At 55.6% G+C, this 13,429-nt stretch carries 11 protein-coding genes and 1 rRNA gene; 10 read left to right on the forward strand and 2 right to left on the reverse strand.

Annotated elements, in window-relative coordinates; translation table 11 throughout:
* Positions 1 to 88 precede the first annotated feature (88 nt).
* Both rnpA and rpmH read right to left on the reverse strand, forming a co-directional pair.
* Positions 89 to 448, reverse strand: coding sequence for a ribonuclease P protein component (gene rnpA, locus RIN49_RS27830; protein ID WP_309123369.1), 360 nt, complete (start codon positions 446 to 448; stop codon positions 89 to 91).
* Between the two features lie 101 nt (positions 449 to 549).
* A complete protein-coding gene (rpmH, locus tag RIN49_RS27835) occupies positions 550 to 684 on the reverse strand; it encodes a 50S ribosomal protein L34 (RefSeq protein ID WP_138197678.1) in 135 nt (44 codons plus the stop codon).
* Positions 685 to 1,191: 507 nt separating this feature from the next.
* On the opposite strand from rpmH, the gene dnaA reads away from it, so the two are divergent.
* The 10 genes from dnaA to RIN49_RS27885 form a co-directional block, all read left to right on the forward strand.
* Positions 1,192 to 2,553 carry a chromosomal replication initiator protein DnaA gene (gene dnaA, locus RIN49_RS27840; RefSeq protein WP_309123370.1) on the forward strand — a complete coding sequence of 454 codons (1,362 nt, stop codon included), beginning with the start codon at positions 1,192 to 1,194 and terminating at the stop codon, positions 2,551 to 2,553.
* A gap of 196 nt (positions 2,554 to 2,749) precedes the next feature.
* Positions 2,750 to 3,895 carry a DNA polymerase III subunit beta gene (dnaN, locus tag RIN49_RS27845; protein ID WP_309123371.1) on the forward strand — a complete coding sequence of 382 codons (1,146 nt, stop codon included), beginning with the start codon at positions 2,750 to 2,752 and terminating at the stop codon, positions 3,893 to 3,895.
* Positions 3,896 to 3,923: 28 nt separating this feature from the next.
* Positions 3,924 to 4,133, forward strand: coding sequence for a S4 domain-containing protein YaaA (gene yaaA, locus RIN49_RS27850; protein WP_309123372.1), 210 nt, complete (start codon positions 3,924 to 3,926; stop codon positions 4,131 to 4,133).
* A complete protein-coding gene (gene recF / locus RIN49_RS27855) occupies positions 4,130 to 5,251 on the forward strand; it encodes a DNA replication/repair protein RecF (RefSeq protein WP_309123373.1) in 1,122 nt (373 codons plus the stop codon). The genes yaaA and recF overlap by 4 nt, the downstream gene beginning before the upstream one ends.
* Positions 5,252 to 5,281: 30 nt before the next feature.
* Positions 5,282 to 5,530: an extracellular matrix regulator RemB gene (remB, locus tag RIN49_RS27860; protein ID WP_138197673.1), complete on the forward strand. Its 249-nt coding sequence runs from the start codon at positions 5,282 to 5,284 to the stop codon at positions 5,528 to 5,530.
* A gap of 79 nt (positions 5,531 to 5,609) precedes the next feature.
* Complete coding sequence (gene gyrB, locus RIN49_RS27865) at positions 5,610 to 7,523, forward strand: DNA topoisomerase (ATP-hydrolyzing) subunit B (RefSeq protein WP_309123374.1); 1,914 nt, start codon at positions 5,610 to 5,612, stop codon at positions 7,521 to 7,523.
* Between the two features lie 309 nt (positions 7,524 to 7,832).
* On the forward strand, positions 7,833 to 9,131 hold the full coding sequence (locus RIN49_RS27870) for an arsenic transporter (RefSeq protein ID WP_309123375.1): 1,299 nt from the start codon (positions 7,833 to 7,835) through the stop codon (positions 9,129 to 9,131).
* A gap of 180 nt (positions 9,132 to 9,311) precedes the next feature.
* Positions 9,312 to 11,792 carry a DNA gyrase subunit A gene (gene gyrA / locus RIN49_RS27875; RefSeq protein WP_309123376.1) on the forward strand — a complete coding sequence of 827 codons (2,481 nt, stop codon included), beginning with the start codon at positions 9,312 to 9,314 and terminating at the stop codon, positions 11,790 to 11,792.
* A gap of 106 nt (positions 11,793 to 11,898) precedes the next feature.
* Entirely contained in the window at positions 11,899 to 12,972 is a 1,074-nt protein-coding gene (locus tag RIN49_RS27880) for an HD-GYP domain-containing protein (protein WP_309123377.1), read from the forward strand.
* Positions 12,973 to 13,316: 344 nt separating this feature from the next.
* Positions 13,317 to 13,429, forward strand: a 16S ribosomal RNA gene (locus RIN49_RS27885); the annotation flags it as partial.

Consider the following 13,429-nt stretch of genomic DNA (forward strand, 5'->3'; position numbering starts at 1 on the left):
TATAAGGAAAATATCCATCGAATCCGGCGCCCAGGGCTCGTCCGAAGGATCATCCTAAACTATATCATACATTTCGTACCATTGAAAATCATGGTTGTTTCCGAACCGGGGCCTGCAGCAGGTCCGCTCTCTTGAATACATGGTGAATGCTCTTCTTCAGCATCGTATGGTCGAGCTCCAGCGCGGGCTTGCGCACGATGCACACGATGTCGACGCGAGGCTTCATTAACGGCTCCATCCGGCGAACGATCTCTTTCACGCGCCGGCGCATCCGATTGCGTACGACCGCGTTGCCGACCTTCTTGCTTACGGATACGCCGAAGCGGAACGATTCCGCGGCCTGCGAATGCTTCACGTACACTACGAACTGATGGTTCGCAGCCGCCTTGCCGTGTTTGAACACCTTCGCGAAGTCTTCTTTTTTTCGAAGTCGCAGCCTCTTCTGCACGAAAGCCGTGCCTCCTGACTCTTCATACTTATGTAGCCTTGACACAAACCGACCGGAATAAACAAAAAGGACCACATGAAAGTGGTCCGGCTAGGCGTTGCTTATGCGCTGATTACTTTTCTGCCCTTCAGACGGCGTGCGGCGAGGACTTTACGTCCGTTCTTCGTCGCCATCCGCTTGCGGAAACCGTGTACTTTCTTCCGCTTGCTCACGTTCGGCTTAAATGTCGGTCCCATCGGTCAACACCTCCTTGATCCTTTCCACTCCAAAAACAAAGCGCTTTTTCTATTTAACCATTCGACCCGCCCAAAGTCAAGAACAATCCACAGCCCCGGAAGCCGTGCCACGTTTCGCCGAAATCCGAGTTTGTGCATAACCTTTTCGCGTTATCGTCCGATTTTGTCGAATTGTGAACAACATACGAACAGAAGGCAGGATTGTAAATAAAAAATGAATGAAAATAGTGAAAATGTGGATAACACCCGGAAACGCATTGAAACCCTTCACTCTTTTTGCTATATTGATATTGTTTTCGTTGTGAATAAACCCAAATTATCCTCCGATTTATCAACATGGTGTGGATAACATTGTGAACATTTTTCCCCAACAAGGATAAGTTTATCCGACTACATGTAGCTTATGTTGAAAACCATCGACGCGAACCCGATGCTTTCTACATAATTCGACGGGATTTCCGTCTTTTTTTTGTCATCATGCGCCGCCCTATAAGGAGTGAATCGATTGTGGACAACCAACCCACACAATTATGGCAGAGCGTTCTCCAATTGTTGCAATCGAGAGTGAGCCGCCCGAGCTTCGATACGTGGCTGAAATCGACGAAGGCTGCCGCTTTGACGGAGACGTCTCTAACCATCTGCGCGCCGAACAACTTCGCGAGGGAATGGCTCGAGAATCGATACACCCGCTTGATCCAGGCCGCCGTGCTGGAATGCACCGGTCAAGAGGTGGAAATTCGAATCGTAACGGAGGAGGAGCGCGACGCGGCGAACGCCGCGGCGCCGGCTCCGCAGCCTCCGAAGCGCCCCGCCCCGCCGGCCGAGCCGGTATCGGTCGGGGGCTCGATGCTGAACGCGAAGTATACGTTCGATACGTTCGTCATCGGCGCGAACAATCGATTCGCCCACGCCGCGTCGCTCGCCGTCGCCGAGGCGCCGGCGAAAGCGTACAACCCGCTGTTTTTGTACGGCGGCGTCGGCCTCGGCAAGACGCACTTGATGCATGCGATCGGCCATTATATCGCGGAACATAATCCGAGCGCGCGGGTGCTCTACATCTCGTCCGAGAAGTTCACGAACGAATTCATCAACGCCATTCGCGACAACCGCGGCGAGAGCTTCCGCAACAAATACCGAAATATCGACATTCTTCTTATAGACGATATTCAGTTTTTGGCGGGGAAAGAACAGACGCAGGAAGAATTTTTCCACACGTTCAACGCCCTTCACGAAGAGCGCAAGCAGATCGTCATTTCGAGCGACCGCCCCCCGAAGGAAATTCCGACGTTGGAGGAACGCCTCCGATCCCGCTTCGAATGGGGATTGATCACCGACATTCAACCGCCGGATCTCGAGACGCGGATCGCGATTCTTCGCAAGAAGGCCAAGGCCGAAAACCTGGATATTCCGAACGAAGCGATGATGTATATCGCGAATCAGATCGATACGAACATCCGCGAGCTGGAGGGCGCGCTCATCCGCGTCGTCGCCTACTCGTCGTTGATCAATCAAGACATCAGCGTTCATCTGGCCGCGGAAGCGCTCAAGGACATTATTCCGAACTCCCGCAACCGCGTCGTGACGATTCAAGACATTCAGCAGCGCGTCGGGGAATATTACGGCATGAAGTCGGAAGATTTCAAAGCGAGGAAACGGACGAAGAACGTCGCCTTCCCGAGACAGATCGCTATGTACTTGTCCAGGGAGCTGACCGACCATTCGCTGCCGAAGATCGGCGAGGCGTTCGGCGGTCGCGACCATACGACGGTCATCCACGCCCACGATAAAATTTCGAGCATGCTGCAGCAGGATCAAGAGCTGTTCAAAATTTTGCAATCGATTCGCGAGAAAATAAAAAATCCGTCATAATTCGCGCTTATTCGCATAACCCTGAATAACTTCGACAAACGATTGAAGCCTATACACACTTTATGCACATGTGGATAGGCTTCAATTTCCGTTTATATTCGACTTATCCACATATTCTTGGCCCCTACTACTATGACTACGATTTAAAAAAAGATATTATTACTACTATGTACCCTTTTTTGGAGAGTGAACCCCTTTGAAAATCACGATACAAAAACAGCAACTGAACGACTCGATTCAAGACGTAAGCAAAGCCATATCCAGCCGGACGACGATTCCGATCCTGACCGGCATCAAGATCGAGGCGAACTCCACCGGCGTCACGATGACGGCGAGCGATACCGATATTTCCATCCAAGCGTTCATTCCCGCCGAAATCGACGGAGAACGCATCATCTCTATCGAACGTTCCGGCAGCGTCGTCGTACCTGCGAAGTTTTTCGTCGACATCGTCCGCAAGCTCCCGGCTTCCGATGTCCACATGGAAGTCGGTGACCAATTTAAAATCGTGATCCAATCCGGCTCTACCGAAATTCAATTGGCCGGTCTGGATCCGGAAGAATATCCGCTCCTTCCGCGACTGGCGGAAAATCAGACGCTATCGATGCCGAGCGAAGTGCTCCGTTCGATGATCCGCCAGGTCGCCTTCGCCGTATCGACGAACGAGGCGACCCCGGTGCTTACCGGCGTCCTGTGGACGCTCGAGTCGGGCAAGCTCAAGTTCGTCGCGACGGACCGTCACCGCTTGTCCAGCATCGAACGGCCGATCGATTGCCCGCCGGAATTAAGATTTCATAATATTGTGATTTCAGGAAAAAACTTAAACGAGTTGGGCAAAATTTTGCCGGAGCAAAACACGCTCATCGACATCGTCGTCGCGGACAACCAAGTGCTGTTCCGCACCGGGAACGTCTTGTTTTTCTCGCGCATTCTCGACGGCACGTATCCGGACACGTCGAAGATCATTCCTCAGTCGTACAAGACCGAGGCCGTATTCGCCGCGAAGCCGCTCGCCGACGCGATCGATCGCGCGTACTTGCTGTCCCGCGAAGAGAAGACGAACATCGTCCGATTGACGACGGCCGACGACGAGCGCTCGGTCGAAATCTCGTCGAGTTCTTCGGAGCTCGGACGCGTTACCGAGCAGCTGCCGGTGGAGTCGTTAAGCGGCGAGCCGCTTAAAATTTCGTTCAACTCGAAATATATTCTCGACGTGCTCAAGGTGACCGAGGACGATTCCATCCGCATCGGATTCACCGGCGCCATGAGCCCGATGATTTTGCGTCCGGCGGACGACGGAGGCATTCTGCACCTCATTCTGCCGTACCGCACCACGACTTAATCGCAAATCCGGAGGAGATCTTCCGCTTATGAAACAAGTACAGATCGGCACGGAATACATTACGCTCGGGCAGATGCTGAAGCTGAGCGACATTATCGACTCGGGCGGCCAGGCGAAGGCGTTCCTCGCGGAGGCGGACATTCTGGTGAACGGCGAACCCGACAATCGGCGCGGGCGCAAGCTGTACCGCGGCGACCGGGTCCGCGTCCAAGGGCACGGAGAATTCGAAATCGTATGAAGGTTTCGACCCTCTCGCTCCGGAACTACCGGAATTATCCCGCGGTGGACCTCTCGACCGATCACCGCGTGAACGTCTTCATCGGGCAGAACGCCCAAGGCAAGACGAATCTGCTCGAAGCGATCTATATGCTCGCGCTGACGAAATCCCACCGGACGTCCAAAGACAAGGAACTGATCCGGTGGGGCGAAACGCACGCCGTGCTTTCGGCCGGGACGGTCCGCAAGTACGGCGATTGCCGTCTTCAGCTCGATATTACGAACCAAGGCAAGAAGGCGCGCGTGAACGGACTCGAGCAGCGGAAGCTGAGCGAATATATCGGCACGCTGAACGTCGTGCTGTTCGCGCCGGAAGACTTGGAAATCGTGAAAGGCTCCCCCGGCGTACGCAGAAGATTTCTAGATATGGAGATTGCGCAGGTGCATCCCTCCTATCTCCATTCGCTGAACCAATATCATAAGGTGTTGGTGCAGCGGAACAATTTTCTCAAGAGCGGCAACGCGCACAAGTCGACGAACGAACCGCTGATGGCCGTGTGGAACGAACAATTGGCGACGTACGGTTCTAAAATCATGACAAGAAGGCAAGGCTTTATAGCAAAACTGCAAACATGGGCGGAATCGATTCACCGGGGCATTACCGGCGGCTCGGAGCGTCTCGAAATCGGGTATTTGCCATCCGTGGAAATGCAGGGCATGGAAGAAGAAACTGTCTTATTCGATCGATTTATGATAAAGTTAACACAGGCGAAGGAACAGGAGCTGCGAAGGGGAGCGACGTTGGTCGGTCCTCATCGCGACGATTTGTCGTTCCGCATTAACGGGAAGGACGCGTACAGCTTCGGATCGCAGGGTCAGCAGCGAACGACGGCCTTGTCCCTGAAGCTGGCGGAGATCGAGCTCATCCAACAGGAAACCGGCGAATACCCGGTGCTGTTGCTCGACGACGTGTTGTCGGAGCTGGACCGCCATCGCCAGACGCAGCTGATCGAGACGTTCCGCTCGAAGGTGCAGACGTTCATCACGACGACGGGCGTCGAGGGCATTCGCATGGAGACGCTGGACGACGTCAAGCTGTTCCATGTGAGCGAGGGCGCCGTCGGCGAAGAGCCGAGCTAGTCGTTTACTTGGGGAGAGGGGTGTTACGAGATGTTCATTCATCTGGGCGGGGAGAAAATCATTCGCGCTTCGGAGCTGATCGCCATATTCGACGTTTCGATCGAGGCTTCTTCTAAGATTTCCAAGGGCTTCGTCGCGCAAGCCGTGAAAGACAAGCGGACCGAAGCGATCGGCGAGGAAGAACCGAAATCGCTCGTCGTCACCGTAGACAAGGTCTATTATTCCCCTATCTCCTCCGCGACGCTGAAGAAGCGGGCGCATCAGCCGTTGGCGTTATAGATAACCGTTCGTACGATTCAATCGAATTCATATAGATATGTCTTTTGCGTCGGAAGCAAACTCGATGGAGTGATGAGCAATGTCAGTCAACCAGCACACATACGACGAGAACCAGATCCAGGTGCTCGAAGGCTTGGAGGCGGTGCGGAAGCGGCCGGGGATGTATATCGGTTCGACGAGCGGCCGCGGTCTGCACCATCTGGTATGGGAAGTCGTCGACAACAGCATCGACGAGGCGTTAGCCGGCGTCTGCGATAAAATCGAGGTCATCGTCCACAAGGACAATTCCATTACCGTCATCGACAACGGTCGAGGCATTCCTGTCGGCGAGCATCCGAAGCTGAAGCGTTCGACGCTCGAGGTCGTCTTGACCGTGCTTCACGCCGGCGGCAAATTCGGCGGAGAAGATTCCGGTTACAAGGTGTCCGGCGGGCTTCACGGCGTCGGCATTTCCGTCGTGAACGCGTTGTCGGCGCATGTGATCGTCACCTCCAAGCGGGAAGGAAAAATTCACCGCCAGGAGTTCCGCAGAGGCGTGCCGCAATACGACCTGCAGGTCATCGGGGAAACCGAGGAGCACGGCACGACCGTAACGTTCTTGCCGGATCCGGAGATTTTCACCGAGACGACGGAATACGAGTACGATATCTTGCAATCTCGCTTGAGAGAATTGGCGTTCCTTAACGCGGGCATCGAGATCGTGCTGCGCGACGAGCGGACCGACGTCGAAAATACGTACCACGCCGAAGGCGGCATCGCCACGTTCGTCGAGTGGCTCAACCGCAACCGCGAGCCGCTGCATGTGCCGATCTTCGTCGAAGGCCGCAAGGATCAGATTCATGTCGAGATCGCGCTGCAATATAACGACAGCTATACCGAGACGTTGTATTCGTTCGCGAACAACATCAATACGCATGAGGGCGGCACGCACGAATCCGGCTTCAAGAGCGCCCTGACGCGCGTGATCAACGAATATTCGCGCAGGACGGGCCTCATGAAGGAGAGCGAGTCGAATCTGACCGGCGAGGACGTGCGCGAAGGAATCACGGCGATTATTTCCGTGAAGATCCCGGAGCCGCAGTTCGAAGGCCAGACGAAGACGAAGCTCGGCAACAGCGAGGTGCGCGGCATCGTCGAATCGATGTTCGCAGAGAAGTTCACCGAATTCATGAACGAGAATCCGAGCGTGGCGAAGCGCGTCGTCGAGAAGTCGCTGCAGGCGGCCCGCGCCCGCGAGGCGGCGCGCAAGGCGCGCGAGCTGACGCGGCGTAAATCAGCCCTCGAAGTCAGTTCGCTGCCGGGCAAGCTCGCCGACTGCTCGTCGAAGGACGCTTCCATCTCCGAGCTGTACATCGTCGAAGGCGACTCCGCCGGCGGCTCCGCGAAGCAGGGACGGGACCGGCACTTCCAAGCGATCCTGCCGCTGCGCGGGAAAATCCTGAACGTCGAGAAGGCGCGGCTCGACCGCATTCTCGGCAACGCGGAAATCCGCGCGATCATAACGGCGCTCGGCACGGGCATCGGCGAAGATTTCGACATCGCCAAAGCCCGTTACCACAAGATCATCATCATGACCGACGCCGACGTCGACGGCGCGCATATCCGAACGCTGCTGCTCACCTTCTTCTACCGGTACATGCGGCAGATCATCGACAACGGATATATCTACATCGCGCAGCCGCCGTTGTATAAGGTCGAGAAAAACAAAGTGATCCGCTATGCGTACAACGAGAAGCAGCGGGACCAAATTTTGGCCGAATTCGGCGAAGGCTCCAAGCCGAACGTGCAGCGATACAAGGGTCTCGGCGAGATGAATCCGGGCCAGCTGTGGGAGACGACGATGGATCCCGACAGCCGTACCCTGCTGCAAGTATCGATTCAGGACGCCGCGCGCGCGGACGAAATCTTCGACACGTTGATGGGCGACGCCGTCGAACCGCGAAGAGATTTCATCCAACAGCACGCGAAGTACGTCAAGAACTTGGACGTGTAATAACGATCGACGAGGTCGCTTCCCGAAGGAGTATTCTTTCGGGGGCGGCCTTTTTTTATTGCGGTTGCCGTCTCCTCTCCCCTGACTTCGACAAAACGGTGTTTGATTATAAATAAGTATTTACTTATATAGTTAACCAGATATAATAACGATCGGAGGAGTGAAGGTCGGATGAATCCCTTAACGACCCCTTCCTAGAGTCGATGGCGGAACAGCTGAAGCTGGTCGGAGACAAGACGCGTCTCCCGATCGTCGCCCTGTCGCGGGTGCCATTCCCCTTGCTGCGATTAACGGAGGTTTCGATACTGCATGCTTACCGCTGCTGCAATTATTATTTTCCTAGTCACGCTTCTATTCGTTATCTGGCAGCCCAGAGGGCTAGGCATCGGATGGACCGCTGCGGGAGGAGCCGCGCTCGCTCTGGCGACCGGCGTCGTCAGCCTGAACGACGTAGGCGAGGTGACGGCCATCGTCTGGAACGCCACGCTCGCGTTCGTCGCGATCATCGTCATCTCGATGCTGTTGGACGAGGTCGGCTTCTTCGAATGGTCCGCCCTGCACATGGCGCGGATGGCGCGCGGCCGAGGGCTTCGCATGTTCATCTATATCGTCCTGTTGGGCGCAGCCGTATCCGCCTTCTTCGCGAACGACGGCGCGGCGCTCATCTTGACGCCGATCGTGCTCGCGATGGTGCGGGCGCTCCGCTTCGACGCGAAGATGGTCATCCCGTTCGTCATGGCGAGCGGCTTTATTTCCGACACGACTTCCCTCCCGTTCATCATCAGCAACCTTGTAAACATCGTCTCGGCGGATGTGTTCGGCATCGGATTTCTCGAATACGCGAGCCGGATGTTCGTTCCCAATCTCGTATCGCTGGCGGCTAGCCTCGCCGTGCTCGTGTTGTATTTCCGAACGTCGATTCCTCGCTCCTACGACGTCGACGATTTGACGATTCCGGCGGACGCCATCAAGGATAAGCGTTTGTTTTACTGGTCGTGGTTCATTCTCGCCGCGTTGTTCGGTTTATTTCTGGCCAGCGAAATCATTCGTCTTCCCGTGTCGCTCATCATCGGCGGGATGGCGGCGGTGTTCCTGATCGCGGCCCGAAGCAGTCAAGCGGTTCGCCCGATGCGAATCATGAAGAATGCGCCATGGTCGATCGTCGTATTTTCCATAGGCATGTACGTTGTCGTCTATGGGCTGCGGAATGCCGGGCTTATGAATCTACTGGCGGAGGCGATCGAATGGATGGCCGGCTACGGATTGCTTGCGGCAACGGTCGGGATGGGCGTGCTCGCCGCCCTCCTCTCCTCCGTCATGAACAACCTGCCGACGGTCATGATCGACGCGCTTGCCATTCAAGCTTCCGAGACGGACGGCGTCATCCGGGAGGCGCTCGTGTACGCGAACGTCATCGGCTCCGATCTCGGGCCGAAGTTCACGCCGATCGGGTCGCTTGCGACGCTGCTCTGGCTGCACGTACTCGCGAAGAAAGATGTCGCGATCTCTTGGGTGTACTATTGCAAGGTCGGCTTCCTGCTCACCTTGCCTACGTTGCTGCTAACGCTGCTAGGGCTGTATGCTTGGTTGGCGATCATTTCCGGTTAAACTGGGGCATAGGCATCTCCGGTTACGCGTCGGACGCGATCGAAGCGAGAATCCCTCGATTCGCCGACGAGCGGCGAGTCGCGTTTATCATTTTCCCAGGCATAAAAATTATGAAAATTGTTTCACGTAATGTTATAATAAATAGGTTAAGTAAGCGAAAAGTGTGTCGGGAGGATCAGCATGTCGGACGAAAGATTACAATCTATCCAAGAACGCGATATCGGGACGGAAATGCGCACATCGTTCATGGACTACGCGATGAGCATTATCGTCAGCCGCGCCCTTCCTGACGTTCGAGACGGGCTGAAGCCCGTGCATAGAAGAATCCTATACGCGATGTCGGAACTCGGCATGTCGCCGGACAAGCCGTTCAAGAAATCCGCGCGGATCGTCGGCGAAGTCATCGGCAAGTATCATCCGCACGGCGATTCCGCCGTGTACGAGACGATGGTCCGCATGGCGCAGGACTTCTCGCTTCGCTATATGCTCGTCGACGGCCACGGCAACTTCGGATCGATCGACGGCGATGCGGCGGCTGCGATGCGGTATACGGAGGCCAGACTGTCGAAGATCGCGATGGAGCTGCTTCGCGATATCAATAAAGAGACGATCGACTTCGCGCCGAACTACGACGGCGAGGAGATCGAGCCTACGGTGCTTCCCGCCCGGTTCCCGAATCTGCTCGTCAACGGGGTATCCGGCATCGCGGTCGGCATGGCGACGAACATCCCGCCGCATAATCTCGGCGAAGTGATCGACGGCGCGCTCATGCTCATCCGGAATCCGGAGGCGACGCCGATGGACTTGATGTCCGTCATCAAGGGCCCGGACTTCCCTACCGGCGGTTTCATCTTGGGCCGCGAAGGCATTCGCCAAGCGTACGCGACGGGCCGCGGCTCGGTCACGATGCGCGCGCGCGCCGAGATCGAGGAAGTGAACGGCAAGGCGCGCATTATCGTCGGCGAGCTGCCGTACCAGGTCATCAAGGCGAAGCTGATCGAGAAGATCGCGGAGCTCGTGCGCGAGAAGCGCATCGAAGGCATCACGGACCTTCGCGACGAATCGGACCGCAACGGCATGCGCATCGTCATCGAGCTGCGCAAGGACGTCAATCCGAACGTCATTTTGAACAACTTGTATAAGCAGACGTCCATGCAGCTGAACTTCGGCATCAACATGCTCGCGCTCGTGAACGGCGAGCCGAAGATTCTGAACATTCGCGACACGCTGCATCACTATATTCAGCACCAGATCGAGGTTATTCGCCGGCGGACGGAATACGACTTGAAGAAGGCGCGCGCCCGCGCGCATATCCTCGAAGGTCTCCGCATCGCGCTCGATCATCTGGACGAGGTCATCGCCCTCATCCGGGCCTCCCGTACGACGGAAGAAGCCCGCGAAGGGTTGATGTCGCGTTTCGGCTTGTCCGAAGAGCAATCGCAGGCGATTCTCGATATGCGTCTCCAGCGCCTTACGGGGTTGGAGCGCGAGAAAATCGAGAACGAATACGCGGAGCTCGTGAAGAAGATCGCGGAATACGAAGCGATTCTCGCGGACAATCAGCTCGTGCTCAACATCATCTCCGAAGAGCTGCAGGAGATTCGAGAGCGGTTCGCGGACGAGCGCCGCACGGAAATCACGATCGGCGAGGAAGCGATTCTCGACGAGGACTTGATCCCGCAGGACGAAGTGCTGATCACAATCTCGCATACGGGCTACATCAAGCGCATTCCGGTAGCGGCTTACCGCAGCCAGAAGCGCGGCGGCCGCGGCGTCATCGGCATGGATACGAAGGACGACGATTTCGTCGAGCATCTGTTCGTCACGAATACGCATAATTACTTGCTGTTCGTCACGAACAAGGGCAAGGCGTATCGCCTCAAGGCGTACGAGGTGCCGGAGCTCGGGCGCACCGCCCGCGGCACGCCGGTCATCAACCTGATCCAGATCGAGCAAGGCGAACGCGTCAGCGCGGTCATTCCGATCAAAGACGTCGGCGAATCCGATAAGTACCTCTTCTTCGCGACGAAGCACGGCATCGTAAAGAAGACGCCGCTAAGCGACTTCTCGAACATCCGGAAGGTCGGTCTCATCGCGCTTGTACTTCGCGACGACGACGAGCTGGTCGGCGTGCGCCTGACGGACGGCGAACGGCAGATCGTCATGGGCACGAAGCAAGGCATGTCCATACGCTTCCCGGAAGCGGAGGTTCGCGCCATGGGACGCGCCGCGACCGGCGTGAAGGGCATCACCTTGTCCGAAGACGACGAGGTGATCGATATGGACGTCGTCGAGGAGCATGACGACGTGTTGATCGTAACGTCCAAGGGTTACGGCAAGCGGACGCCGATGAACGAGTATCGTATCCAGTCCCGCGGCGGCAAGGGCATCAAGACGCTGAACATCACGTCGAAGAACGGTACGGTCGTCGGTCTCAAGGTCGTACGGGAAAACCAGGACTTGATGATCATTACCGAATCCGGAACCGTCATTCGTACGAGTATGGAAGGAATCTCCACCATGGGTAGAAATACTCAGGGCGTAAGGTTGATTCATACGCGCGAGGACGACGAGGTCGCAACGGTAACGCAGGTCGAACGAGGCGAAGACGAAGACGAGCAAGATCTCGACGACAGTGACATGTCGGGGGCCGAAGAATAATATTTATTAAAGGATTGGGCTTTCATGCCAATCCTTTTTGCTTTATAATTGGGTGCATCCCCAATTTCGGGGGACTGAAGTCGGTGGAACAAGCGAGGGAAGTCTAATGGTCACGGTAGCCGTATCCGTGCTGAAATCCGGAGAACGTCTAGTGGAGGAAGTTCGAACGTCGCTAGGTGGCCTTTTACTCGAAAAGGGAAAGGTTCTTAGTACTAGAGACCTAGAGGTATTAAAGGCATTTCTCGTAAAATACGTCGCGATCGAAGCGAAGCTGGACGAGAACGGTCAGGAAGCGGCCGGAGATGCGCCTCCCTCCAATTTCATCTCGAACGAAACGGCTTTGTTTTATCAAGCGTACGACGAATTATATCAAATTTTAAAGAAAGCGTATCGCGTCATCAGCTCGGGAAGCGACAAGCTGCCGCTGCTCGAAATGCGGACGCAGTTGGAGCGATTGCTCGGATATATCGATTGCTATAACCCGCTGACCTTCACCGCGCGTCGATCCGGTCCGGACGATTACTTAATCCATAACGGGATTATGGTCGGCCTTACCTCCTACCTGCTCGCCCGCTGGCAAGGGTATCAGCAGAAGGATTGGATTCCGATCGCGTTCGCGGGCATCCTCCACGATATCGGCACGATGCGGATCGACGACGCAATCTTGCAGAAGCCTTCGAAGCTGACGGCGGCCGAGTTCGAGGAGTTAAAGAAGCACACGATTATCGGTTATAACCTTCTGAAGAATATCGCGGGTTTGAACGAAGGCGTAAAGCTAAGCGCGCTGCAGCATCACGAACGCCACGACGGTTCGGGATACCCGCTCGGCGTGAAAGGCGACAAAATACACGCATACGCGAAGCTTGTAGCCGTCACGGACGTATTCCACGCGATGACGACAAGCCGGCAATACAAGAAAGCCTCCTCCCCCTATCTGGTGCTGGAGGAGCTCATGAAGGAAGCGTTCGGCCGTCTGGAGCCGACCCTCGTGCAGACATTTATCAATAAGCTGACTTCGTTCCATAACGGGACCGTCGTACGCCTGAACGACGGAGCCGTCGCGGAAATCGTATTTACCGATCGAAGCAATCCGACGCGACCGATGGTCAACGTTAACGGAACGATCGTTAACTTGGCGGTGGCGCGCGATCGCTTTATCCAGGACGTTATTTCGAATTAGGCTGCGAAGGGTTCGGCGATGTAGCCGGACCCTTCTTCTATCTCCAATTTCCGGAAATTTCTTTTTGACCTTAGGTATTAAACGTGATATATTGTTTATCCGCCAGTCGGAACGAACGAATGCGGCGGGTTAGTAAAGAAAGATGTTGCATATGTTGGGCGAACGTGGTAGGATATAAAAGTCGCTGATTTGAAACAGCGATGAACGAGAAAAGTTTGCTCCTTGAAAACTGAACATGAGTCGGAGTTTTTTCGCAGGCGAGCACTCGCCGAGAAAAATCTCCAAAGCATATGCTTAAAGTAAGGAATGCTAGCTTGTAATGAGCGCAGTAGTTTGAACTACCCTTTTTGGAGAGTTTGATCCTGGCTCAGGACGAACGCTGGCGGCGTGCCTAATACATGCAAGTCGAGCGGATCTTGTCCTTCGGGGCAAGGTTAGCGGCGGACGGGTGAGTAAC

Source organism: Paenibacillus sp. (genome assembly GCF_031177825.1).
Taxonomy (GTDB): domain Bacteria; phylum Bacillota; class Bacilli; order Paenibacillales; family YIM-B00363; genus Paenibacillus_AE.